The following is a 24,989-nucleotide window of genomic DNA, read 5'->3' as shown; positions in this document are numbered from 1 at the left end:
AAAATTATTTTGATTTGGCTATAAGCCTGTCACGAAGCTCAGTAAAATCTTTAAGATTTTGCATTTCAGCTTTGTACTCCATGCTGTCGGAGTCAAGCTCTGAAATATCAAACTTCATGATTTCTAATGTGGCATCTAGGACAGATTGTTTCCCGATTAGGTGGCGGCATCCAGGGCACGTGAAAAAATTACCATGAGCACGCTTATCACAGGGCACGGGCGAGGCGCAACCACCTAGTGGGATCTCGGTGTAGGCCGCTAGGCCTTTAGCTGCTAGTTGCACCGTCTCAGCTACGGCGCGATCTACCCAAACGGAACTTGAGCGCTGGCCTGAGATATCCATACCTTTGAGGCCTAGCAGTTTTTCTGAGGTTCTTAGTGCTTCACGAATATACATGGCACCGTCAGCTTCGGATTTTGCCCTCCTGAGCTCGGCTGCGAGCTCAGGATTGATAAGGTTGAAGTGGTAATTCTGAGCGGAGCATCCCCTAGTATAGTAGAGGCTCATCACCTTGGTCAGATGTCCCAATAACCTCTTTAACGAAGGTAAAGTGATGAGTCCTGTTTGCGCGCAAAATACTGCCATGGTGCGACGAAATTGATGAGAAGATATTATCCAAGGAGCTCCTATCTTGTATTTCGGATCGCTACGCCAGTTTCTCAGGGGGTCGACTGCTTCAAGTTCTTGAATGTCAGCCTCTGTAATGAGTATAGGGTCTAACCCAGCCTCCACTCCCATTCTTTTTACCAAGTAGTCCTTCGACGGTTTGGCATTTGCAACAGGGTGTACTGCTGCCGAAATTAAAAGGTGGTTATTGGGGGTTTTGAAATGCGGTGAGAGAAATCGGTTGATTTTGGTAAGAGTGTCGACCGGTTTTAGGATTGCATCTGTGGTAATCCATTTTGTCGGCTTCGATGTGCTATAGAGTTTTGTCGTGATGCCGGCGACGTAGAGTGCATCATTATTCCATCCCTTAACGCGTTCTAAGCAATCGGTGGTTAATCCTTTAACTTCGTGGTCGCGCATCAAGGTGTATAGGTGGATCAGGCTCTTGGCGCAGTGCGATACTTTAGTAATAAAGCCAAGAACATTAATGATCGCCTTCCATTGATATTTTTCGCACAAGGTATCAAGATTGTATTCTTGAACAGCTTTCTTGAAATTGGTTGGATTATCTATATGCAGCGCTAAGTGTTCCGCCGTCGCTAGTTTTGATGCTCTCGTATTTGGATTGGTGTGGATTTTATTGGATTTCCCATAGTACGGGTTTTCCGCTGCGCGATCTAACAAGGCGAATAAATTTTGGTGATGTTCTAAGAAGTCATCTATGTGAGCGTGATATTGGCGATATTTGAATAGAAGTATCCTGCTGGGGATGATAGGGAATTGTTTGCCCTCAGTTCTAATGGCTTTTGCTGCTTTTTGCATGTATGGAAATATTGTTCCATTCAATGGGAATCCGCGTTCAAGGCTGTCAATGCTGTTCAAAGTTCGGACAAGCGCAACCAGCGCTTTATTCATGCTAGGAGTCAGTTCCTCTTGAAAATTTTTGAAAAGGTCAAACTCTTCGAAAATGCTTTCCAGCTTAAGATTGTGTAATACGCAATGGTCATTGATTTTAGCGAGCAGTTGATGCGTTGAGTGCATGGTGCTCAATCGTAGTGGTCGACCACTTTTCAGATTTTTTGAAAACATCTTGATAATGAAAAGCTTTTTGCAAGTCTCAACGTTATGGTTTTTGTGATCGCAAACGTTGTAGAATGGCAGGAAATTAAAATAGATATTGTCGCCCACATGGAAAGCAAAGGCGGGAAGAATCCACTCGTCGGATGATAGTCGTGACAGGATTTCACCGTTTTGCGTGCGGGAAACCACCGTGTTCGAATCGAGTCTAGCAAAGGACATTCCATAGAATACATCTGTGCCCAGAAAGCTGAGATCGGTGGGAAAAACAGAAAAACTATTAGAGTGGGCTCGACCCGAATTTTGAGTGTTGTCTGTCATTTGATCACCTTGAGTCGAAGTAAACGCCCGTAGAGGGACTCCCAGTAGGGAGACAGTTTGTATTCTAGCTCAACTTCATCCTGCACGCGTTCTATCAAAGGCTTCATGTCTGGCCTTAATTCTAAGAGCTCTGCCAGGATAGAGTCGATTTTTTCAATGGCTTTGCCATGTACCGCATTAAATTGCTTTATGTCCTCGCATGAAGACAATCTTTCTCTGGTTACGTATCGCATGCTGAGCAATTTGCGTACTGAGTCTTCATCAGCGTGCAATCGAAACTCATCGCAGAAAACACACCCAACAAAGTTTCGACAATCAGGCTGATAGTTCTCCGGCGTTTCCTCTACCTCAGAAGGAGGCTCCCCGGAACATCCTCCCCCTGGGGTAGGGAGTTTAAGTTCGCGCTCCAGAATGGTGATGACATAGCTTAATGTGGTGGATATCTCGTCTATTGCTTGCTTCTCTTCCGCTTGTGCATAATGTTTCAAAATGGTGTCACTGCTGTTCTGCATTACTGCAGAAACGGTGCTGATAGTATAGTTTTGGGATAGCAGGTAGACGGACTTGTACTTTCTCAAGCCTTGGAAGTTTAGCCCCTGATGTAAAGGGTCAAGGAAGCTGCGTACCTGAGAGTTAAAGCTGTGAATGGTGTTAGCTTTGATAGGGCGATTCGCCGTGTTGTTTTTCTTGTAATTTATAAATAAGTAGGTGGAAGTCTTCTTGCGACATAGAAAACCACGTAGCTTAAGAAATTTGGTAAATTGCTTATGAAATGTCTTTTTGATCTCAAACTGCTGCTCCATGTCGCCAGCCCGGTATTTTATGACGACGAAGCCTGCATGGTCGCTCGTGGACGTCTCATAAGTTTCAGACCAAAGAAGCCTTCTTAGCTGCGATTCGTTTATACCTGCGTTTGCAACAAACATGGAGATAAACGCATCTTGGGCCAACCCTGCGAGCCACATACGCTTCTGGTGATAAATGTCAGCATTTGCGTTTCGAAGAAGCTCAAGCGCTTGCTCTCGTTGGGGTATTAGTTGATGACGGGACTGGTTTGCTTTCACCATGCACTGTTCGAGAGAGTTCACTTCGCCCAACCGATAATCCCAAATGACGCTATGGCCAACCTTCCAGGTAGAGTCAATAATCGCCGGCGTTGTGATTGCATATTCAGCAGGTAACAAAAGTGCTTCAGTTTCCATGTACGGAATTCGATGGGGAAAAGACTTTTTCTGAAGAACGAAGTCGGCGAGGCCGTCAAACAAGTATTGGCAGACCACTAAATGCTCGGCCATGGCTTGCTCTGATGGTGTCTTCGTAGGATTTGAAGAGGAACTATTAGCAGAGATGATGGGTAAGTCGTTTCGAAAATTGATAGCGGCTACTGGGTAAAAAAGCGAAGCGGTTCTCAATACTTGAGATTGGAGTCGGCTGGCCGTGTATTCAGAAATTCCGTCTTCACGGTTCATTTCAGTGATCAAATGATGAGTGTATCCATCAAGAGCCCGCTTGTAAGAATTCGCACACTCGAGAAAATCATTGTGTCCATTGTCATCAGACCAGTCACCAAACGCCACCAGCTCCACCGCATTTGTATATAGGGTATATGGACTACCACCCAGATGGTACGCTGCGGCGTACTCGAGACACCAATGTTGAATGTAAGGTGTGCGATGAGCGGCGAAAGAGTCAGCCTGGACTGGCTTAGGCATTTTTCGGCTATCAAAATTGCGTTCGGTGTAACAGAGTGCGCCGAGGTCGATTCTACGGTCATCGGTGCATTGCAGTACGAGACCTTCTATAGGTCTGGCCGTAATTACAGCGCGGAATTGGTCAAGTGTGTATTCTTGAAGATTAATTTCGTAGGGGTGCCGCTCTTGATTTATCATGCTTGGAGATCTCCCTTAGGACGATGGCTTCCAGGTGTGCCTCAACCTCGGTTTGAGCTTGGGCAAGGATCGGATGATCCTTTCTATACTTGAGGTATCCTAAGGTTACGTTCACATCTTCGTGATTCAGCCTGTTTCTGAGTTTGTCTAACAGTTCCAGTTGATTCATTTCGCCCTTGTTCAATCTTTGCATATAGTCCTCGAGTAAGTTCATTCCGAACGTGGCTCGTAGATCGTGAAACTGGTAGTTGAATGATGTATTGTTTTTCATAAGTTGTTCCTGAATAACCTTCGCGAATTGACGAATTGCAGATCCCTTTTCAGCGCTGAAGCCAAACAACGATTGGTCGATTTCTGCAACGTAGTATGGTTTTCCCGTTCGTGTGAGGAATACGTATTGGTTAGCGTTGTCCGTTATTGGTGATTTTTCGGCGCGCTCTGTATGGCGTTGAGAATGTATGTAGATATTTAGCATGTGGTGAACCCATGCGGGCATTTCGACAGCCTGATTTTTGCCGCCTTTAGCTTCGGTCATTTCTCCATCTCCTATAGTTACAGGATGGAGTGAATATTTGAAGGGGTCGTTGTCCGCGCCTATGCCACTAATTACGCAACTGTGCCGAAGCGTTAGGATTGACTGAATTCTCATTCCTGTTGTAAGCGCTACTACATGGGTGAGTAGCATTTCGGTATTCCCCAGTTGGATTAGGGCATCGAGAAGTGACTGTTGATCTTCGCGATTAATTGGGAAGAGCTTGCCCCCATCACGGATGAAGCGGCCAGTCGATATGGATCCTTTGTCTTTGAAGGGCAAATCAGTCGCCATCACTTCCTTCACTTGGACGACTCCATGCGCGTCTGTATAACGACGGCGCTTAACTGTCGATATCCACATTTCAGCTTCGGGCTTAAAGTTCCGGCACATTACTTTCCATGTGTAGAAACCAATCATGTTCCCGATTTTGCGATTCGCTGTTTTCCGCTTAATTTGGCCCCGAGCAATCTCAAGTTTCAACTCGGATTTGTAGTAATACGTTGGCCGTTCTGACTGTGGGCCCCGAAAGATGTCATAAGTTCTTTCACCGTCTGTCAGTTTGTTCATCATGTCTGAGAGGTCGCCTGCGGCATTCGAAGCGGTGGAATCTTTGATTCCCTTTACAGACCAGCACCAGAATAAGTAGAGGCAGCCTTCAAGCCAAAGACCCCCATCTGGTTGGACAATTACGTAGAGTCGTGGAGCGGACTGCGGCTGGAGGTGCATGGGCCTAATGGAATAACCCTTGCGGTCGCCTGTGTTGTTATCTGGAAGCGCAAGCCATTCAGTCGAATCCTGGTCATTACAAGGCTCCCAAAGACGGACATCCTTGAGGATGACCTTGTGATAGTTGCCTTGGGAAGCTCCGGCTAATTCAGGCATGGACAATACTCTAAGAGAATGTCCGTCCATTTAAGGTCAGCTCACGGGATCCGTCAAATCGCAGGAGCTCACGCGTGGTTCTGCACTTTGACGGTGTGCAGGGTGATGTCGACCACGTCACCGTCGGCGCCGACCTGGGGCATTTCGATCCAGTCGCCGACCCGCAGCATGTCGTTGCTGGTCAATTGCACGCTGGCGACGAACGACAGCAGGGTGTCCTTGTAGACCAACAGAATCACCGCCGACATTGCACCCAGACCGGAAAGCAGCAGCAGTGGCGAGCGGTCGATCAACGTGGCGACGATGATGATTGCGCCAAACACGAACAGCACCATCTTCGCCAACTGCACATAGCCCTTGATCGAGCGGGTGCGGGCGTGTTCGGTGCGGGCATAGATGTCCAGCAGGGCGTTGAGCAGTGCACTGATCGCCAGCACCATGAACAGAATGGTGAACGCCAGGGCGACATTGCCGATGAACAGGGTGGCGGTCTTGCTCAGGTCCGGCACCAGGTACAGGCCGAACTGGATCACCAGCGACGGCGTCATCTGCGCCAGGCGGTGGAAGACTTTGTTGTGCCGCAGGTCATTGAGCCAGTGCAGCGCGGGTTGCCGGCCCAGCAGCTTGACGGCGTGCAGGATGAGGTAGCGGGCCACTCGTCCGAGCAGCAATGCCACTACCAGCAACACCATCAGCGCGAGGCTGGAATGCAGCAGCGGGTGTTCGTCGAGGGTGCCCCAAAGGTCTTTGACGTTGAGCCAGAGCTGTTTGATATCCATGGGTAAACGCGATTCTTCTGTAAGACGTGACGGGCCGATTAGAGCATTTAAGTACGTCAAAGTTGTGGTTGTGGACAAATCCCCTGACAAAAAAGCGCCTGATTAACCCAGTTCGCGTAAAGAAACTCGGCCTGAGCGCCCGAAACCGTTACCCTATGCAGCTGTTTTTTTGTATTTCTTCGAGGTAGCACCCGTGTTTTCCCAATTCGCCCTGCACGAACGCCTGCTCAAAGCCGTGGCCGAGCTTAAATTTGTCGAGCCAACGCCTGTGCAAGCAGCGGCCATCCCGCTCGCGCTCGAAGGGCGTGACCTGCGGGTGACGGCTCAAACCGGGAGTGGCAAGACCGCCGCTTTCGTCCTGCCGATTCTTAACCGTCTGATCGGCCCGGCGAAAGTTCGTGTCAGCATCAAGACCCTGATCCTGCTGCCGACCCGCGAACTGGCCCAACAGACCCTGAAGGAAGTGGAGCGCTTCTCGCAGTTCACTTTCATCAAGTCCGGCCTGATCACCGGCGGCGAAGACTTCAAGGTCCAGGCCGCCATGCTGCGCAAGGTGCCGGACATCCTGATCGGCACCCCGGGCCGGATGATCGAACAACTGAACGCCGGCAACCTGGACCTCAAGGAAGTTGAAGTGCTGGTGCTCGACGAAGCCGACCGCATGCTCGACATGGGCTTTGCCGACGACGTGCAGCGCCTGGTGCAAGAGTGCGTCAACCGCCAGCAGACCATGCTGTTCTCGGCCACCACCGGTGGTTCGACCCTGCGCGACATGGTCGCCAAGGTCCTGAACAACCCTGAGCACCTGCAGGTCAACAACGTCAGCGACCTGAACTCGACCACCCGTCAGCAGATCATCACTGCTGACCACAACGTGCACAAAGAGCAGATCCTCAACTGGTTGCTGGCCAACGAGACCTATCAGAAGGCTATCGTGTTCACCAACACCCGGGCCATGGCCGACCGCATCTACGGTCGCTTGGTGGCTCAGGAGTACAAGGCGTTCGTCCTGCACGGTGAGAAAGACCAGAAGGACCGCAAGCTGGCCATCGACCGCCTCAAGCAAGGCGGCGTGAAGATCCTGGTCGCCACCGACGTTGCCGCCCGCGGCCTGGACGTGGATGGCCTGGACATGGTGATCAACTTTGATATGCCCCGCAGCGGCGACGAATACGTGCACCGTATCGGTCGTACCGGGCGTGCCGGCAACGATGGCCTGGCGATCTCGCTGATCTGCCATGGCGACTGGAACCTGATGTCGAGCATCGAGCGCTACTTGAAGCAGTCGTTCGAGCGCCGCACCATCAAGGAAGTCAAAGGCACCTACGGCGGGCCGAAGAAGGTCAAGGCATCGGGCAAGGCCGTTGGCGTGAAGAAGAAAAAGGTCGACGCCAAGGGCGACAAGAAGAAGGCCGGTGCCAAGTCGCCGACCAAGCGCAAGATTGCCAACCGTCCAAAGACCGACAACCTGTCGTTGGTCAGCAAGGACGGCATGGCGCCTCTGAAGCGCCGCAAGCCGGAAGCACCGGCTGCCGAGTAAGGCTTGAGCCATAAAAAAACCGGACAATGTCCGGTTTTTTTTCGCCTCAGTTTTTAGTTTTGTCGGTCGCCTCATTGAGTTCCGTGAGGCGCTGGTCGATCAGTTGGCACTTGTCGGGCAGGTCTGCGCTGGCGGTTTCCAGCTTCATGTTCTGCAGTTCTTCGTTGATCTCCTTGGCCTTCTCTGGATTCTGTTGGGTGAGCTCGGTCACCTTCTTGGCCAGTTGCTCACGTTTGGCGGTGGCTTCTTCCGGCGTGCAGGCCCAGGCGGGCAGGGCGGCAAGCAGCGTGGCGGCGACGGCCATATTCAGCAGGGTTTTCATGATTCGGACCTCCATGGCGGTGATGAACGGTTGAGGGCCGTGAGCACTGAAAAGTTCAGCGAAATCGCGTCCGTCCGCTAGGCTGAACGGACGACGGGTCCGGCATGTCACACCTTTGAAGGGCCTATTTCGTGTGCCTTCAGGAGGAATCAGGATGACGACTTACGATTGGGATTTGATCGAACGACTGTTGCATGAGGTACAGAACGGTGGCGCCAGCTTCGCCCCACGCAAATACGCCGAGGAAGAAGCGACTAAAAGGGCCGCCGCCGGAGAGCCCATCGGTAATCTCGATGAGTTTAAAAAGCTCGCGGCGGATTACGAGGCGTTGTTGTTCAAGCACGGCTTTATTGAGTCGCGGTCAGAGGAAGAGTGCGGCAATGGTGAGAACTTCAAATTGACCCAGCGCGGCTCACAGTTGCTGAGCCTGATCGACAGCTGTATCCCCGGTGATAATCACCCGCGTCAGGTGCTGGACGAGCAGGCGGATGCGCTGGATCCGGCGACGTTTGATGAACTGGCTTCCAAACCACAGATTGCCTGATGACTATGGGGTGCCAGCCTTCAGGCATTTAAGTGCCTTGAAGTCGCTGCGCACCTTGTCGATCTTTTGTGTCAGCTTCTGGCGTTGTTGCACGGTGCTTTCCGCCATCAGGTCGACGATCAGGCTGCGGGCAGCGGCTTCGGTCTGGGCGTAGGCCTGGCGATATTCCGGCGTCCATAGGCTTTCGCGGTTCACCAGCAGTTGCTCGATCTTCTGTGGGAAATCGCTGCTGTGGCGGTCTTTGACGGCTGCGATAAATAGTGTTTGCCAGTGGGCGCGGTTGCCAATCCATTGTTGGTTCTGCTCACCCAAGGCGATCGACCAGGCGGTGACGCGATTCTGCTGGCTGGCACTTAACGGCCCGAGCCACGCATCGAGGCGCTTGTTCATGCGCTCGGCGCGTTCCTTGATCTGCTGCTCGAGGGGCGGTTTCAGGTATTCGTCCTGACGCTTGCGCAGGTCCTTGGCGAACGCTTGCTCCATATCCTGTACTTGCTGGTCGTCCAGCCCCTGCAGTAGCTCGACGGCGGACGGCGTGATCGCCCGGGCGCTCTCGGCAATAGCTTGTTTGGCTTCGGCGGTACGGGTTTGCAGGGCGGCGTCGGTCACCTGGTTGGTGTCGACCATCTGTTGCAGGCGATCGAGCCAGTCCAGGTAGCCCGGCAATTGTGTGGTGCAATGCCAGGCCAGGTGTTCCTTGAGTGTGTCGTTGAACCAGCTCTTCTGCCCGGCGTTCATTTCCAGGTAGTCGCTGAGGGTCCAGGGGATGATCACATCCAGATTGCGATAGGCCAGGCCCACCCGATTGCAGCCGGCAAGCACCAGGCTGAGGGTCAGCAACATCACCAGAAATTTTAACCGACGCAGCATGAGCGAGTCCTTGCGCAGACGAGAGTATTGCATCTGAACCCGTCAGGGCAGCGACAGTTCAGCCCATCAATAAAACGCCCGCTCGGCCTTCAGGGTCAACAGCCCGTCGCATTGCGAGTTGTGTCCGGAGTAGGCCGAGCAATCGCCGCCGCTGAGGCTGGAGTCGCTGTAGATCAGGTTCAGGTCGACGCCCATCCATGGCCTGGAAAATTGTACCGACCAGTCGCTGAAGCTGCGGATCGAGCTGCCATCGGCCACCGAGACCGGGGTGCCGAGCTGGTGGGTGGTGTATTTCATGCTGACGCCGATGCCGAACGGCTTGGTGCCGCCGAGGTCGGCGAACAGGGTGCTGTCCTGCCGGTCCGGGTCGTTGCTGAAGGAGGCGCCGAAGCGATTGCCCAGCAAGGTCAGGCCGCCGTAGAACTCCTGGCTGTCGAGGGGGCTCAGCTTGGGATAGCTGTAGTGAATCATCCCCAGTTCATAACCCAGGGTCTGGTCGAAGGGGCGTTTGAAACCCAGGTAGGAGTCGACTTCCAGGTTGCTGGTCGGGGAAATGCCCATGCTCGGTGAGAATTGGCCGAGGTACAGGCCGCTGCCGTGGCTCAGGTCCAGGCCGCCATGGAACGAGTCGCTCCCGGGCGCCGTGGGCTTTACCAGGCCTTGAGCCATGCTTCGGCTGGGTGTCGTGCCCAATTTCAGGTCGAAATCACCCAATTCACGCTGGAAAACCTGCGCTTCGGCGAGGGGGCTGGCCAACAGGGCACCGGCCAGGAATATGCAGGATTTGAGCATGCTTCACTCCATGAAAAGCGAGGAGCAGTAACGGGAAATATCAGGCAAATGCCCGATCTAGACGTGTGCAAGCATACCGGCGATGGTTCGCAGATGAGGCCCGTTCGTCGATTGGCGTAATAAAGGGGTGTATCAGGGGGTAGTGCGGGCTCTAGTCCTAGCGCCTTGAAAGGCAAAGCGCATAGGGACCAGGTGTAATGCGCGAGTCTTACTTTTTACCCAGGGTGATCTGCTTGGACGGGCCGAAAGTCTGGCCGCTTACGCCTTTGGCAATCTGCTGGATTTCGCCGCCCTGCTTGAGGAATGCAGCAATTTGGCTGTTGATCGATTCGCTGGTTTCAACGGCGGGAGCTGGCTTTGCTTTGCTGTTGGATGCTTTTACGCGCATGGCGGCCACTAACCTGTAGAAAATTAACTTGGCCATGCATCGTACATGAAATGCTTGACAATTGCTTGGCAAATATCCCCCTGAAATATACGCAGGGTTTATGAATCGCCTGGATTATTAAGTGAAATACTCACCTAACTTGCTGTTTTAACTCGAATCCCTCGAGGAAATCCGGCCGTGGGTACTGGCCGGATTCAGCCCGATGACCTGACGAGCGGGGCGCTTCTCGGCAAACCCATGATTTTTCAGGCCTGTACGCCGGTACGCGGGACCGCCGTCGTCAACTCGGGTAGAATGCCGCCCACGCAATGAGGGTATTTGAGATGGCTTTAGTCGGGCGCTACAACAGCTTGCAAGTGGTTAAACACACTAACTTTGGTTTGTACCTGGATGGTGATCAAGAGGGCGAAATCCTCTTGCCCAACCGATATATCCCCAAAGATATTCCCAGTGAAGATGAAGACTGGCTCAACGTTTTCATTTATCTGGACAGCGATGACAAACTTATCGCGACCACCGAAAAACCAAAAGTACAGGTGGGTGAATTTGCCAGTCTGAAAGTGGTTGAAGTCAACAGTATCGGTGTATTCCTCGATTGGGGCCTGCCCAAGGACCTGCTGCTGCCTTATTCCGAAGAAAAGCGCCAGCTGACCGCCGGTGAGTATTGCGTGGTACACGTCTACCTCGACAAACACACCAAGCGCATCACTGCCACCGCGCGCCTTGACCGCTACCTGGACAAGACTCCGGCCACCTACAAGGTCGGCCAGGAAGTTGACTTGCTGGTGGCCGAAGCCACCGACATGGGCTTCAAGGCCATCATCAACAACAAGCACTGGGGCCTGATCCACAAGAACGAAGTGTTCAAGTTCCTGCGCCCGGGCAAGGAAGAGAAAGGCTTCATCAAGGAAATTCGCGCCGACGGCAATATCAGCCTGAGTCTGCAGCCTGTGGGTGAAGAAGCGGCCTCCAGCCTGAACTCGAAGATCCTCGCCAAGTTGCGCGACAACAACGGCACCTTGCCGGTCAGCGATAAAAGCGACCCGGCACTGATCAGCAGTTTGTTCGGTGTCAGCAAAGGCAACTTCAAGAAGGCCATCGGCGCCCTCTACAAGCAGGGTCAGATTGTGATCCACGCGGATCGCATTGAACTAAGCTGATCGCGGTTTGCTCTTCTGTAGGAGCACGCTTGCTCCTGCAGAAGGCCGCCTCAATGTCCAGAAAAACGCTTTTCGCCTACCTCGGTACGTTGCTTGCCTTTCTGATTCTTGACGGCCTGTGGCTCGGTGTCCTCATGTTCCCGACCTACAAAGCGCTGCTCGGCCCGTTGATGCTTGATCAGCCGCGCCTGTTCCCAGCCGTGGCGTTCTATCTCCTCTATGTATTCGGTTGTGTGGTGCTTGTCGTCCTGCCTGCGTTGGCGAGCGGCGGCTGGCAGCGTGCCGCGCGGCTTGGTGCACTCCTGGGATTGGTAGCCTACGGCACCTATGACCTGAGCAATTGGGCAACCCTGCAGGGCTGGTCGGCCGGTTTGGCCTTCATGGACATCGCCTGGGGCACCTTCCTGACTGCCGTTTGCTGCACCGTGGGCTATCAATGTGCGCGCAGGGTGCACAATTGATTGTGTACAGGATTGCCCTGCACCATCCCTGAGCGAATCACCACCGTTCAATCGTCTCTACGCCTCCTGAAGAGCCAAGCTCCACGGGGGATTGTGCCGAGTTTTATTGCATTGGCACGCATTCTGCTCAACAACTCGTATACAAACCATGCCGCCTCCCGTACGCACTCCCGTCGCGGGTGGCAGGCCGGTATTTACGAGGAGCCCTGCGATGACCGAACAATTGCCCAAAGGCTACAGCCCGCGCCTGTACAACCAGGACCTGGGACCGCTGCCGCAAAAATGGAACTGGTACAACATCTTCGCCTTCTGGATGAGCGACGTGCACAGCGTCGGCGGCTACGTATTCGCCGCCAGCCTGTTCGCCCTGGGGCTGGCCAGTTGGCAGGTATTGATCGCCTTGCTCGCCGGGATTTGTATTGTGCAATTGATCGCCAACCTGGTGGCCAAGCCGAGCCAGCAGGCGGCAGTGCCGTACCCGGTAATCTGCCGGTTGGCCTTTGGGGTATTCGGGGCGAATATCCCGGCGGTGATTCGTGGGTTGATCGCAGTGGCCTGGTACGGGATCCAGACATACCTGGCGTCCAGTGCATTGATCATCGTGGTGCTGCGCTTTTTCCCACAGATGGCGGTATACGCAGAGCCGCACTTTGCCGGCCTGTCGTACCTGGGCTGGTTCGGTTTCCTCAGCCTGTGGACGCTCCAGGCGCTGGTGTTCTGGGCGGGCATGGAGTCCATCCGTCGTTTCATCGACTGGGCGGGGCCTGTGGTCTATGCGGTGATGTTTGCCCTGGCAGGCTGGATCGTCTGGAAGGCTGGCTGGGCCAATATCAGCTTCACCCTGGCGGAAAAATCCCTCTCAGGCTGGCAGGCGTTTGGCCAAATCATCGTGGCAACCGCGTTGGTGGTGTCGTACTTTTCCGGGCCGACCTTGAACTTCGGTGATTTCAGCCGCTACTGCCGCACGATGAAAGACGTGCGTCGCGGAAATTTCTGGGGCTTGCCGGTAAATTTCCTGGCGTTCTCCCTGGTCACCGTGGTGATCGTCTCGGGCACCTTGCCGGTGTTCGGCGAAATGCTCCACGACCCGATTGCCACCGTTTCGCGCATCGACAATGACATGGCTGTGTTGCTGGGGGCGTTCGCCTTTGTCACTGCGACTATCGGCATCAACATTGTCGCCAACTTCGTCTCGCCGGCCTTTGACTTCGCCAACGTGGCACCGAGCAAAATCAGCTGGCGTGCCGGTGGAATGATTGCGGCGGTGGCCTCGATCTTCATCACCCCATGGAACCTGTTCAACAACCCGCTGATGATCCACTACACCCTCGATATCCTCGCCGCGTTTATCGGGCCGTTGTTCGGGATTCTGCTGGTGGATTTCTACCTGATCAAAAAACAGAAGATCGACGTGGATGCGCTGTTCGATGACAGCCCGAGCGGGCGTTACTACTTTGACGGCGGCGTGAACTGGACGGCGGTCAAGGCGCTGGTGCCCGCGACGCTGGTGGGCGTCGCGATTACCTTCACCCCGGTGCTGCAGGGCATGGCCAATTTCGCCTGGTTTACCGGCTGCTTCCTGGGTGGGCTGTTTTTCCTGGTGTTGGCGCGGCGTGAACAGGTTCGCGCGCCTGTGTCGATGGTCGCCGGCTGACCAGCACCGATCCGGCCACCAACAAACCGGCGCCTGCTACCACCAGCGCCGGTTGCAGGCCACCGCTGAGGTGGCTGCTCACCGACGCCAGCAACGGACCGCTCAATTGGCCGATCGCAAAGCTGGCGGTCAGCAACCCGGTGCTGCGCTGGTAGCCGTGGGGGGCGACCTCACGCAAGCGCGCCATCACCAGTTGCATGCACGCCAGGAATGGCCCACCGCACAGCAACACCCCCAGCGCCAGCCCCCAACCGTTGCCCAGCAGGCAGGCAAACACGCCGGCCGCTTGCAGCCAAAGGGTTGTCATCAGCCAGCGACGGGTGGTGTCCGGGTCCTTGCGGCGCAAACTTGCCGCCACCACGCCAATCGCGGCAGCCAGGCCAAAGCAGGGCCAGAACAGGTCTGCTTGCCATGCGCCCTTGAATTGCGCGCTGGCCATCTGTGACAGGAATGTCGCCGGGATGATGTAGCCAAGGCCATACAACACGTAGATCCAGCACAGGTGTGTGATGCTGCCGTTGCTGGCCACGTCGGTGTGGCTGGCAACGGGCGAGTCGGCAGCGGAAGGCTTGGGCAGGAACGGCAGGATTGCCAGCAGCATGACCAGGGCGACTACCCCATACACCAGCCACAAGGTTGCAGAGTCTTGCCCCAACAGGTTGGAGCCCAGCGCCAGCAACCCGGTCAACAGAATTCCCAGCCCCGGCCCGGCAAATACCAGCGCACCCAGGCGTGGGCGTCCGGCCGCAATGGCCAGCGGCTGGCTCAGGCTGGTAATCATCACCAGCGCCCAGGCACTGGCTACACCGGTGCCAAAGCGCAACAACAGATGCGGCCAGAACCCGTGGGCCCAGTACGACGCCAGGGTCAGCAGCACACACAGCCACAGCCCGCCGTACAAACGCCCGCGTACATGGTGATGGCTGCGGGCAAAGATCGAATCCACCGCGCCGACGAAATAGCCCAGGTAGTTGGCCGCCGCAATCAGGCCGGCGCCGGTCAGGTCGATCTGCCCTTCACTGAGCAAATGCGGCATTTGCGGGGTGAGCGCGAATCGACCTATGCCCATGGCCATCATCAGGGCGATAAAGCTGGCGAGTAAGCGGATCAGCGGTGACATGGTGGTTTTTCCTGGGAGCAGCGAGTGACCATCAGGCTAAAGCGGATTGACTTTCTTTAAAAATGAATAATAGTGAGTAACTTGTTCAGTTTTGGAGAATGGTGATGGAGTTCAGTCAATTGCGGATTTTCCAGGCCGTGGCCGAGGAAGGCTCCATCACCCGTGCCGCTGAGCGCTTGCACCGGGTGCCGTCCAACCTGTCGACCCGGCTTAAACAGATGGAAGAACAACTGGGCGTCGAACTGTTCGTGCGCGAGCGCCAGCGCTTGCAGCTTTCTCCTGCAGGCAAAGTGCTGCTGGACTACAGTGCGCGCCTGCTGGCCCTGCATGACGAAGCCCATGGCGCGGTGCAGGGCGGGCAACCGGCTGGAGACTTTGTGCTCGGCAGCATGTACAGCACGGCGGCGATTCATTTGCCCAAGCTGCTGGCGCGTTACCACAAGGCGTATCCGATGGTGAACCTGCAGGTGCAGTCAGCTCCCAGCGGTGAACTGCTGGAAGGCTTGATCACCGGGCGCCTGGACGCCGCATTGGTGGATGGGCCGTTGACCCTGGCCACCCTCGACGGCGTGCCGCTGTGCGAAGAGCGCCTGCTGCTGATCTGCGAGGCGGATCATCCGTCGGTGCGTGGGCCGCAGGATGTTGCCGGCCGTTCGGTGTTCACTTTCCGACGCAGTTGTTCTTATCGGGCGCGCCTGGAAGCCTGGTTTTCCCACGATCGCGTGGCCATGGGCCGGGCCATCGAGATCGAGTCCTACCAGGGCATGCTGGCCTGTGTAATCGCCGGTTCCGGCGTGGCGTTGATGTCGGAATCGATGCTCGACAGCCTGCCGGGCAAGGACAGCGTGTCCATTCATCCGCTGGCCGAGCCTTTTGCCAGCGCCACCACCTGGTTGATGTGGCGCAAGGGCATGCTCGGCGCTAACCTCAATGCGTGGATTGACCTGCAGCAGGAGGGCAAGGTGCTACCGGAAACCGAAACCCGAGCGATTGCTTGAACGATCCGTCAGGATTTTGATCAATTCAGTAATAGTTCGTTGTGGTTTCGTTCAAGCAATACGTAAGACTTAAGACTACTATCTGTAGGAAGCGGCCACAGAATTCCAGCCGCTCGGCATTACCCCAAGGGGGCACCATGAAAGAGAAACTGCAAAACTGGCTGCACGACCTCGGCGTCGCACTCGGCTTGATCGAGCCACCGTTGCAACCGGTGCCAATCCGCACCGATGACGAGCAGCGTCGCCCGCGTCGCAGGTAAGTCCTGGAAAGCGCTCAAGCATGTTTGTTTGGGCGCGGCCAGGAGGTTTGCCTATGTATTGGAGTCATGATTGATCATGACCCGTTGATGTGTACTTCAATTCTTCGTCTGGCTTTGGCCGGACGTTTTCATTTCCGGGGTTTGGTGATTTTCTCAAGACACCTGCTTTCGGAATAATCCTTCAAATATTTAATTTAACAATGCCACGGTAATACCGATTGGTAGTCCGGACGTGTGCGCGTCAGTCGAGTTTTGCCATTAAGTATCGGAATTGGACTACCTGTTTGTCAGAGTCGACGGGCTTATTTGATTATTAGGATAGGCGTAGGTTGAGTTTCATCACGAAAAGATTTGTATCGTTTGCAGTTCTTACAAGCCCCCAACTTCATTGAGTTGCGCTCTCCGGAGTATGAGCCAGTCAGAACTGTTGGAGACAAAACCATGATGTTCTCTTCCGTTCCGCCAGTCGCCGCGTCACTTATTGCCACCACCGAAAACATCTTGCATATCGCCCCTGCATCGCGTGGCTGGAAAGCTGATGCACCCGGCAACGTGGTGTTTTTCCCGCCGACGTTAACCAAGCAGGCTCTGCTTATACAGATTGCACTGCTGCGCCCATCAACGATCATTGTCGCAGACCAGGTTATTGATGCCGACGTCATCAACCAATGGCGTATATCCCACCCATTTGGCGAACTCTATTTGGTCCGCAGAGGTACAAGCCTGGATAAGATCCGATTGGATCTGTGCGAGCGCAACAATGTTCGAGTGATTAACACGCCAGGGGTCAATTCGCCGCATGTTGCTGCCTATATTGCGCACTGGCTGACGCTGGCCGATGGCTCCTTGCCCCATGACATCTGTGTACTGGGATACGGCAATGTAGGGAAAGAGCTTGTTAAGTTGTTGCTTGCTCGAGATCCGGATGTTCGGATTAAGGTGTTGGGTCGACGCGATCGAGTGCCGGACAGTTTCGGGAAAGCCTCTTCCGATTGTAGGGTTTCATTGGTTGACGACTGGCTTGAGGCGCTCGAGGGGGCCAATGCAGTCGCCCTATGCTTATCCCTGAATGATGAATCCATTTATCGCATTGATCGGACCCTCATTCAGTGCCTGCACAGAAAGGCTCGCCTTGTCTGTGTCGCCAAGCCGGATGTCTTTAGCGACGATGCGTTGCAGACCCTGGCAGTCTCCGAAGATATCCAGCTCATATTGGACTACGGCCCCAGGACACTGGATGCGTTTCGGGTGCGCACACAAGCGCTCGGCTGCAGTGTCTCCACGTGGTACAAGCCGGCGACGCTGACGACACAGGCGGCCACCACCGAAGCCTGCCATTGCGACCTCGACTATGCGGTCTCGGTGCAACTGAGCTTGATGGCCTTGCGCGGCCTTGTCCGGCGCAAACTCGCACACTCATTGGCGATCCCCTCTCGGCAAGCCGATGCCGGTGCGCCGCGTGTGTCGATCATCGGCAGAGGTATCAACGGGCTGCTCCAAGCCGTGATGTTCCGCCTGGCAAATTATCAGGTCACGGTTTATGGAGGAAATCAGCAGCGCGATGGTGCCAGTCACAAGCAGGTGAACATGCGTCATCTGTCAGCAACGGAGACGACTGCAAAACCGCTGCCTAACGATTACCTGACTCCCGCAAATCAGTACCTGGCCATTGAGTGCAATCGCGCAGGCATCGAGCTGTTTGAAAAATTCCTGGCCGACAACCCATCGCTGGCACGATTTGCACGATCGCGAATTGTACGAGCCTATGTGGACGACTCCAGTGGCACGGAGGCCGCGATCCGCGAGCAACGGGATATTGAAAACAGGCCTTGGCCGAGTGGCAAGCCGGGGCGAGAGCTTGCAGAGATCAGTCAGCTGCAATTCCAGGCAATGTATGGAGTTCCCGAGGTCGGGCGGGCGATTGAGGTGTCGGGCTACGATCTGGAATTTATCCATTTAATGGATGAGATGGTGACGCTTTTGCAGCGCTCAGGGGTTGAGTTCCTGCCACGGCACCTGAGTCCGGTCCAAATTGCCGATCTGAGTAGAGAGCACTTTGTCGTCACGGCCATGGGGGTGGACGAGCCAGAGGTCATCCCGATCATTGGCTGGTTTTTCAAGCTGCGCGCCGTTGATGATGAAGGTGTCGACATGCGCGGACTCAAGCTGCAGTACGACCTGCCAATCGGCGTCATGAATTGCCGCCTGGACGGGAACTGCATCCTTGTCTCCGCCGGGCAGGTGCCGCCCGATTCGACGCCGCAGTACAAGGAGCAGATACGGGCGGCGTGCCTGGCTGCCGTTTCTCGACACTTTCCAAAGTCCTGCAGCCGTGCGATCGAACGTGGCGACTTGCAACAAATCGAATGTGCCAGGCCCGGCACCGCAGATGGACTTTCAATCGTGCATTGGTCCGCCTACAACCGCATTGTCGCGGGGGCAACTTATGCCGGGGGCACCACGCAGGGATTGGTATGGGCCTCTTTGGTCCAGGAAGTCATCCAGGCCAGAGCGCCGGCGGTTTCGGCAATGTGGGAATAAAAAAACGGGTGCGACATCCGACGTCGCACCCGCTGAAGAAAGCTTCTTTCAACTGTTTTTTCAGATCGCCCGAGCCGCAACAGCCTCCGGACGACGGGACAGCAAGCTCACCAGCACAAAACTCACCAGGCCCACACCCAGGCTGTAGTAGATCGGCGTATTGGCGTCCAAACCATCCTTGATCATGAACACCAACGCGGTCACAAAACCCAGGGTCATGGAGGTGATCGCCCCGGAAGTCGTCGCACGCTTCCAGAAAATCGCCCCGATCAGCGGGATCAACATGCCGCCCACCAACAGGTTGTACGCCAGGGTCAGTGCGCTGATCACATCACTCACCACCAGCGCGATACCCAACACAGCGATACCGGTCAGCAAGGTAAACAGACGGTTGATCTTCAAGCTTGACTGCTTGCCACCACGCAGGCGCGGCAGCAGGTCTTCGGTCAATACGGTGGAAGCGGCGAGCAAGCCGGCGCTGGCGGTGGACATCATCGCAGCCAGTGCAGCGGCGATCACCAGGCCGCGGATACCGTCGGGCAGCGAGACTTTGACGATGGCGGCGAACGCATTGTTGACGTTGTCCAGGTCCGGGATCAGTACGTGGGCGGCCATGCCGATCAGCGCACAGGCCAGGCCGTAGAGGATGCAGTAGAAACCGGCGAAGGTGCCTGCGTACTGGGCGACCTTTTCGTCACGGGCGGTGAACACCCGTTGCCAGATGTCCTGGCCGATCAGGATGCCGAAGAAGTAGATCATGAAGTAGGTGATGATGGTGTCCCAGCCGATTTCAGTGAAGCTGAAATTCGACGCGGGCAGCTTGGCCACCAATTCATCCCAACCGCCGACGCGGTACAGGCAGATTGGTAGCAGGATAAACATCAGGCCGACCGTCTTGATCACGAACTGCACGATGTCGGTCAGGGTCAGCGACCACATGCCGCCAATGGTCGAGTACACCACCACCACGCCACCGCCTACCAATACCGACATCCAGAAGGGCAGGTCGAACAACACTTGCAGCACGGTGCCGATGGCCAGGATCGAGGTCACGCCGATCATCAGCGCGTAGGCCAGCATGATCACCGCACTGGCCTGGCGGGCCATGGGGTTGTAGCGTTTCTCCAGGACCTGGGTCACGGTGAAGATTTTCAGCTTCAGCAGCGGCTTGGCCAGGAACAGGTTCAGCGCAATGATCCCCGCGCCCAGCGCGGCGCACAGCCAGAAACCGGAAATACCATGTACATAGCCAAGGCGCACGGTGCCGACGGTGGACGCACCGCCCAGCACCGTGGCAGCCATGGTGCCCATGTACAGCGTCGGGCCGAGGTTGCGGCCGGCCACCAGGTAGTCTTCATGGGTCTTGGCGCGGCGCATGCCGTAGTAGCCGAGCACCAGCATGCCGGCGGCGTAGATTAGGACGACGAATAGATCTAAGGCCATGACGGCGAGTCTCCGATTATCTTTTTTATGTGGGGCTAAAGGGGGCTGTGTGGCGAGGGAGCGTGCTCCCGCTGGGCTGCATTGCAGCCCCAATCCATTCCACGCAATTCATCAGGCGGCCTCGCGACTGCTGCGCAGTCGAACGGGAGCAGGCTCCCTCGCCACAGTCGGTCCGTAGACGGCAGCCGGTTCAGGGAACACGCGAAGCAGTGTCAGGTACACCAGCGAGGCCAGGCCCAGGGTCACCGGCAAGCTGATGTCGATGCCGTCGGCGAGGTTGCCCAGCGGCCCGACAAACTGCCCCGGCAGGTTGACGAAGCACAGGCCCACCAGCGCACTCGGGATCCAGGCCCCCAGGCCGCGCCAGTTCCAGCCATGGCTGAACCAGTAGCGCCCGCCGGTTTCGCCGCGAGTGAACACTTGCAGGTCATCCGGGCAGTAGTAACCCCGGCGCACGATCAGGCCGATGATCATCATCACCATCCACGGCGTGGTGCAGGTGATGATCAGCACGGCGAAGGTCGACACGCTCTGCACCAGGTTGGCGGCGAAACGTCCGATAAAGATGAAGGCAATCGACATCACCCCGATCAGCAGCGTCGCCTTGACCCGGGACAGCAGGCGCGGGAATACGCTGGACATGTCCAGGCCGGTGCCATACAGCGAGGTGGTGCCGGTGGACATGCCGCCGATCACCGCGATCAGGCACACCGGCAGGAAGAACCAGCTCGGTGCCACCGCCAGCAGGCCGCCGACATAGTTGTTGGCCGCGATGTAGTCCGGTGCCTTGACTGCCACGATGGTCGCGGTGGCCAAGCCGAACAGGAACGGGATCAAGGTGGCGATCTGCGCGAACACCACCGCCAGCATGATCCGCATCTTCGAGGTTTCCCGCGGGATGTAGCGCGACCAGTCGCCGAGGAACGCGCCGAAGGAAATCGGGTTGCTCATGGCCACCAGTGCTGCACCGATAAACGCCGCCCAGAAGCCGGTCTGGCCGAGGGCAACGGTGCCGGCGAAGTGGCTGTCGAACGCCGGCGCGAAGGCGAAGATCCCCAGCAGGAACAGCAGGCTCGCCGCCCACACTGCGATGCGGTTGACCCACAGCATGAAGCGAAAGCCGTAGATGCACACCGTCAGTACCAGAATGGCGAACACGCCGTAGGCCAGGCCCAGGGTCAGGTCGGTTTCCGGCAAGCCCACCAGACGTTTCGCACCGCCCACCAGTGCATCGCCTGAACTCCACACCGACAGTGAAAAGAACGCGATAGCGGTCAGCAGCGACAGGAACGAGCCGACAATCCGCCCGTGCACACCAAAGTGCGCACCGGAAGACACGGCGTTGTTGGTGCCATTGATCGGACCGAACAGACCCATGGGGGCGAGGATCACCGCACCCACCAGCACGCCCAGCACAATCGCCCAGACGCCGGCCTGGAACGACAAGCCAAACAGCACCGGAAAGCTCCCCAGCACGGCGGTGGCGAAGGTGTTGGCACCGCCGAAAATCAGGCGAAACAAATCCTTCGGCCCGGCGGTACGTTCGTGGTCCGGGATCTGTTCGACGCCGTTGGTTTCTATGTTGCGAATACTGTTTTCGTTGTTTTTATTATTCATGATCTGCTCCGATCACATTGGCTAATGGGGCGGCAGCCCTTCCGGCATAGCGGACAAATGTTCGTGACAGGCCAGCCACAGGCCTTCTTTTTGTTGTGTGCGAACCCCTTGCCGCTTGAAGACAATGGTCTCGCGTTCCTGGCTAAAGAATTGCTCCCCGTTCATGCGCAGCTCGGTGGCCACGTCATGCACAAATACCGCGACGTCACCGTGCAGGCTGACGAAAGCGTTGCTTGAGGTGCAGGAAAGCACCTCAAATCCCTCGTCCCGGCGCCAGCTGTCCCACAACACCTGGTAGGCATCGCGACTCAGCAGCGGCTGGGGGAGGGTGTAGAACACGAAGCTGGCGTCGGCACTGAACGCACCGAAGTAGGCGTCGCGATCATTGCGGGCGAAGGCCGACACCAGGTCGGCCGCGGCTTTTAATACCTCGGCCTGGGCGCTCATCAGCGGTGCGCCACGCCCGGCAATACGCAGAGCATTTCGTACAGCAGGTTGGCGCCCAGCAGCGAGGTGTTGCCGGTGGTGTCGTACGGCGGCGAAACTTCTACCAGGTCGCAACCAATCAGATCCAGGCCTTGGCAGCCGCGGATGATTTCAATCGCCTGGATCGTGGTCAAGCCACCGATTTCCGGGGTGCCGGTGCCGGGCGCCCAGGCTGGGTCGATGCCGTCGATGTCGAAGCTCAGGTACACCGGGCCACCGCCGACTTTCTCGCGCACTTCAGCCATCAGGGGCGCCAGCGAGTGATGCCAGCATTCTTCGGCCTGGACCACACGGAAGCCCTGTTTGCGGCTCCAGTTGAAGTCTTCGGCGGTGTAGCCCTGGGCGCGCAGGCCGATTTGCACCACGCGGTCGCAATCCAGCAAGCCTTCTTCCACCGCGCGGCGGAAGGTGGTGCCGTGGGCGATTTTCTCGCCGAACATGTGGTCGTTGACGTCAGCGTGGGCATCGATGTGCACCAGCCCGACCTTGCCGTGTTTCTTGTGGATCGCCCGCAGGATCGGCAGGGTGATGGTGTGGTCGCCACCCAGGGTCATCGGGATCACATTGTGTTCGAGGATCTCGTCGTAGGCTTCTTCGATGATGCGTACGGCGTCCAGCAGGTTGAAGGTGTTGATCGCCACGTCGCCGATGTCGGCAACCGACAGCGAGTCAAACGGCGCGGCTCCGGTGGCCATGTTGTAAGGGCGGATCATCACCGATTCGGCGCGAATTTCCCGCGGCCCGAAACGGGTGCCGGCACGCAGGGAGGTGCCGATGTCCAGGGGCACGCCGACGAAGGCGGCATCCAGGCCCTTGGCCGATTGCAGATGGGGAAGACGCATCATGGTGGCGATGCCGGCGAAGCGCGGCATTTCGTTGCCGCCCAGTGGTTGGTGGAAAATCTTGTCCACGGGATTGCCTCATCGTTTTGTTTATTAGAAGCCGATTCTGCGAAATGCATGGGAAGGGAAGAATCGGCAGGGGCAAATACTTAGTTCAGATTTTTCTAAACTAATGCCTGAGGTAAACTCGGTTCAAATGTGGGAGCGGGCTTGCTCGCGAATACGGTGTGTCAGTCACGGAGGGTTCGATTGATCCACCGCATTCGCGAGCAAGCCCGCTCCCACAGGTTTTATGTTTGCCTCTGGAGAGCCCATGGCCAACGCCTTGCCCGACCTGAAACTCCTGCGCATCTTCGTCAGCGTCGTGCGGCACCAGGGTTTCGCCAATGCCCAGCACGAACTCAACCTGTCGACCTCGGCCATCAGCACTTACATGAGCCAGCTGGAAGCCGCGTTGGGCCTGGTGCTGTGCCATCGCGGGCGGGGCGGGTTCAGCCTCACCAGCAAGGGCGAGTTGTTCCATCAGGAAACCCTGCGCCTGCTGGGCGAGCTGGAAGGCTTCGAGCAATACGCCGCCGCGCTCAAAGGCGAACTGCGCGGCACCCTGAAACTCGGCGTACTCGACTCCACCGTCAGCGACAAGGCCTTGCCGTTTGCCGAAGTGATCGGCGCCTACAGTCAGGAACACCCGGCGGTGCATTTGCACCTGTCGGTGATGAGTCCTTACGAGTTGCAACTCGGCGTCCAGGATAATCGCCTGGACCTGGCCATCGGTGCGTTTTCCAACCGGATGAGCGGGCTGATCTATATGCCGCTGTACCGCGAACAGCACTGGCTGTATTGCAGCACCCGTCACCCATTGTTCAACGAGCGGCGCATTCCCGAACAAGTCATCACCCAGCAACGCATGGTCGGTCGTGGTTACTGGAGCCAGGCCGAACTGGCGCGTCACGGCTTCAAGCACAGCGCCGCCACGGTGGAAAGTATGGAGGCGCAATTGATCCTGGTGCTGTCCGGCGCCTACATCGGCTACCTCCCGGAGCACTACGCCCAGGCCTGGGCCGACAAAGGGGATTTGCGGGTACTGCTGCCGGCAACCTTTGGTTACCAGGCGCCGTTCTCGATGATCATGCGCCGGGGCCGCAGCCGCGAACCCCTGATCCAGACCTTCCGCGATTTACTCAAAGCCCAGCTCAACCAGGCCTGAAAACCCATGTCCAGACCCCAATGCTCCCGCTGCCTGCGGCCCACCACTCACTGCCTGTGCGCGCTGATTCCCCGGCTGGATAGCCGAACCCGGGTGTTGCTGTTGCAGCATCCGAGTGAGGTCAATCACGCCTTGAATACCGCGCGGTTGGCGGCGCTGGGCTTGGTGAATGCGCAGTTGGTGGTGGGGGAGGTGTTTGAGGATTTGCAGGCGTTGTTGAATCCGCCGGGTTATCAGGCGCGTCTGTTGTTTCCGGATGAAAATGCCCAACCCTTGCAGGCCTATACGCCATCCGACGAACCGTTGCTGTTGGTGGTGCCGGACGGTACCTGGCGCAAGGCGCGCAAGTTGCTGCACCTCAATCCTTTATTGGCGGCGCTGCCTCGGGTGACGCTGGCGGAAGGCGCCGTGTCCCGTTATCGGCTGCGCAAGGCACCGGGGCCCGGAGCGTTGTCGACGGTGGAGGCCATCGTGCAGGCGTTGCAGGTGCTTGAAGCGCCCACCTCATTTGAGCCGCTGCTGAAACCGTTCGAGGCATTGATCGAAGGACAGATTGCCGCGATGGGCGATGAAGTGTTCCAGAGAAACCACGGCCCCGCCTGACTTATTCCATTAAGCGATAAGCACCACACTTTGCGTGATATGGCCCGCCAG

Annotated in this window: 22 protein-coding genes and 1 pseudogene; 10 read left to right on the top strand and 13 right to left on the bottom strand. The window is 56.5% G+C overall.

The window, feature by feature from the left end; translation table 11 throughout:
* Positions 1-4: 4 nt before the first annotated feature.
* The 4 genes and pseudogenes from HX805_RS22565 to HX805_RS22550 all read right to left on the bottom strand — a co-directional run.
* Entirely contained in the window at positions 5-2,005 is a 2,001-nt protein-coding gene (locus HX805_RS22565; RefSeq protein ID WP_159936658.1) for an integrase, read from the bottom strand.
* Positions 2,002-3,894, bottom strand: coding sequence for an integrase (locus HX805_RS22560; RefSeq protein WP_159936657.1), 1,893 nt, complete (start codon positions 3,892-3,894; stop codon positions 2,002-2,004). The genes HX805_RS22565 and HX805_RS22560 overlap by 4 nt, the downstream gene beginning before the upstream one ends.
* Positions 3,860-5,311 carry a site-specific integrase gene (locus HX805_RS22555; RefSeq protein ID WP_159936656.1) on the bottom strand — a complete coding sequence of 484 codons (1,452 nt, stop codon included), beginning with the start codon at positions 5,309-5,311 and terminating at the stop codon, positions 3,860-3,862. The genes HX805_RS22560 and HX805_RS22555 overlap by 35 nt, the downstream gene beginning before the upstream one ends.
* A gap of 77 nt (positions 5,312-5,388) precedes the next feature.
* Positions 5,389-6,090: pseudogene (locus tag HX805_RS22550) on the bottom strand (mechanosensitive ion channel domain-containing protein); the annotation flags it as partial.
* Between the two features lie 193 nt (positions 6,091-6,283).
* On the opposite strand from HX805_RS22550, the gene HX805_RS22545 reads away from it, so the two are divergent.
* Positions 6,284-7,630, top strand: a complete 1,347-nt coding sequence (locus HX805_RS22545; RefSeq protein ID WP_063034035.1) for a DEAD/DEAH box helicase — start codon at positions 6,284-6,286, stop codon at positions 7,628-7,630.
* Between the two features lie 46 nt (positions 7,631-7,676).
* Here the strand turns inward: HX805_RS22545 and HX805_RS22540 are convergent, their stop codons facing one another.
* Entirely contained in the window at positions 7,677-7,952 is a 276-nt protein-coding gene (locus HX805_RS22540) for a hypothetical protein (RefSeq protein ID WP_102368338.1), read from the bottom strand.
* Between the two features lie 154 nt (positions 7,953-8,106).
* Here HX805_RS22540 and HX805_RS22535 point away from each other — a divergent pair, with 154 nt between their 5' ends.
* Complete coding sequence (locus HX805_RS22535) at positions 8,107-8,496, top strand: hypothetical protein (RefSeq protein ID WP_003210719.1); 390 nt, start codon at positions 8,107-8,109, stop codon at positions 8,494-8,496.
* A 3-nt stretch (positions 8,497-8,499) separates the two neighbouring features.
* Here HX805_RS22535 and HX805_RS22530 read toward each other — a convergent pair whose 3' ends face one another.
* From HX805_RS22530 to HX805_RS22520, 3 genes are all read right to left on the bottom strand, one after another.
* The gene (locus HX805_RS22530) at positions 8,500-9,366 is read right to left on the bottom strand and encodes a DUF6279 family lipoprotein (protein WP_003210720.1); all 867 of its coding nucleotides are present in this window, start codon (positions 9,364-9,366) and stop codon (positions 8,500-8,502) included.
* 66 nt (positions 9,367-9,432) lie between these two features.
* Positions 9,433-10,158: a TorF family putative porin gene (locus HX805_RS22525; protein ID WP_003210721.1), complete on the bottom strand. Its 726-nt coding sequence runs from the start codon at positions 10,156-10,158 to the stop codon at positions 9,433-9,435.
* A 208-nt stretch (positions 10,159-10,366) separates the two neighbouring features.
* Positions 10,367-10,546 carry a hypothetical protein gene (locus HX805_RS22520; protein ID WP_003210722.1) on the bottom strand — a complete coding sequence of 60 codons (180 nt, stop codon included), beginning with the start codon at positions 10,544-10,546 and terminating at the stop codon, positions 10,367-10,369.
* A gap of 323 nt (positions 10,547-10,869) precedes the next feature.
* On the opposite strand from HX805_RS22520, the gene HX805_RS22515 reads away from it, so the two are divergent.
* The 3 genes from HX805_RS22515 (at position 10,870) to HX805_RS22505 (ending at position 13,821) form a co-directional block, all read left to right on the top strand.
* A complete protein-coding gene (locus HX805_RS22515) occupies positions 10,870-11,706 on the top strand; it encodes a S1 RNA-binding domain-containing protein (RefSeq protein WP_008438162.1) in 837 nt (278 codons plus the stop codon).
* Between the two features lie 53 nt (positions 11,707-11,759).
* Positions 11,760-12,167 (top strand): DUF2177 family protein, encoded by a 408-nt coding sequence (locus HX805_RS22510; RefSeq protein WP_177117336.1) that lies wholly within the window; start codon positions 11,760-11,762, stop codon positions 12,165-12,167.
* A 211-nt stretch (positions 12,168-12,378) separates the two neighbouring features.
* Positions 12,379-13,821 carry an NCS1 family nucleobase:cation symporter-1 gene (locus tag HX805_RS22505; RefSeq protein ID WP_087694816.1) on the top strand — a complete coding sequence of 481 codons (1,443 nt, stop codon included), beginning with the start codon at positions 12,379-12,381 and terminating at the stop codon, positions 13,819-13,821.
* Here the strand turns inward: HX805_RS22505 and HX805_RS22500 are convergent.
* On the bottom strand, positions 13,733-14,941 hold the full coding sequence (locus HX805_RS22500) for an MFS transporter (protein WP_177080153.1): 1,209 nt from the start codon (positions 14,939-14,941) through the stop codon (positions 13,733-13,735). The genes HX805_RS22505 and HX805_RS22500 overlap by 89 nt on opposite strands.
* Positions 14,942-15,045: 104 nt before the next feature.
* Here HX805_RS22500 and HX805_RS22495 point away from each other — a divergent pair, with 104 nt between their 5' ends.
* The 3 genes from HX805_RS22495 to HX805_RS22490 all read left to right on the top strand — a co-directional run bounded on the left by HX805_RS22495 (position 15,046) and on the right by HX805_RS22490 (position 18,740).
* Complete coding sequence (locus HX805_RS22495) at positions 15,046-15,939, top strand: LysR family transcriptional regulator (protein ID WP_177080152.1); 894 nt, start codon at positions 15,046-15,048, stop codon at positions 15,937-15,939.
* Positions 15,940-16,076: 137 nt separating this feature from the next.
* Positions 16,077-16,199 (top strand): PA1414 family protein, encoded by a 123-nt coding sequence (locus HX805_RS32440; protein ID WP_003210728.1) that lies wholly within the window; start codon positions 16,077-16,079, stop codon positions 16,197-16,199.
* Between the two features lie 441 nt (positions 16,200-16,640).
* Positions 16,641-18,740 (top strand): FAD-dependent oxidoreductase, encoded by a 2,100-nt coding sequence (locus HX805_RS22490; protein ID WP_177080151.1) that lies wholly within the window; start codon positions 16,641-16,643, stop codon positions 18,738-18,740.
* A gap of 60 nt (positions 18,741-18,800) precedes the next feature.
* On the opposite strand, the gene HX805_RS22485 is transcribed toward HX805_RS22490, so the two are convergent.
* From HX805_RS22485 to speB, 4 genes are all read right to left on the bottom strand, one after another.
* Positions 18,801-20,183, bottom strand: a complete 1,383-nt coding sequence (locus HX805_RS22485; protein ID WP_003210730.1) for a sodium:solute symporter — start codon at positions 20,181-20,183, stop codon at positions 18,801-18,803.
* A gap of 111 nt (positions 20,184-20,294) precedes the next feature.
* Positions 20,295-21,800: a cytosine permease gene (locus HX805_RS22480; protein ID WP_003210731.1), complete on the bottom strand. Its 1,506-nt coding sequence runs from the start codon at positions 21,798-21,800 to the stop codon at positions 20,295-20,297.
* Positions 21,801-21,821: 21 nt separating this feature from the next.
* The gene (locus tag HX805_RS22475) at positions 21,822-22,247 is read right to left on the bottom strand and encodes a nuclear transport factor 2 family protein (protein WP_008438173.1); all 426 of its coding nucleotides are present in this window, start codon (positions 22,245-22,247) and stop codon (positions 21,822-21,824) included.
* A complete protein-coding gene (gene speB / locus HX805_RS22470) occupies positions 22,247-23,197 on the bottom strand; it encodes an agmatinase (protein ID WP_003210733.1) in 951 nt (316 codons plus the stop codon). The genes HX805_RS22475 and speB overlap by 1 nt, the downstream gene beginning before the upstream one ends.
* Positions 23,198-23,441: 244 nt before the next feature.
* Here speB and HX805_RS22465 point away from each other — a divergent pair, with 244 nt between their 5' ends.
* Both HX805_RS22465 and HX805_RS22460 read left to right on the top strand, forming a co-directional pair.
* Positions 23,442-24,335 carry a LysR family transcriptional regulator gene (locus HX805_RS22465; RefSeq protein ID WP_003210734.1) on the top strand — a complete coding sequence of 298 codons (894 nt, stop codon included), beginning with the start codon at positions 23,442-23,444 and terminating at the stop codon, positions 24,333-24,335.
* A 6-nt stretch (positions 24,336-24,341) separates the two neighbouring features.
* The gene (locus tag HX805_RS22460; RefSeq protein WP_003210735.1) at positions 24,342-24,938 is read left to right on the top strand and encodes a tRNA-uridine aminocarboxypropyltransferase; all 597 of its coding nucleotides are present in this window, start codon (positions 24,342-24,344) and stop codon (positions 24,936-24,938) included.
* Positions 24,939-24,989: the final 51 nt, after the last annotated feature.

It is taken from the genome of Pseudomonas sp. G5001 (assembly GCF_013385475.1).
In the GTDB taxonomy this organism is placed as follows: Bacteria; Pseudomonadota; Gammaproteobacteria; order Pseudomonadales; family Pseudomonadaceae; genus Aquipseudomonas.
Note: the sequence above shows the minus strand (reverse complement) of the source record. Positions and strands in the feature narration are given on the sequence as shown.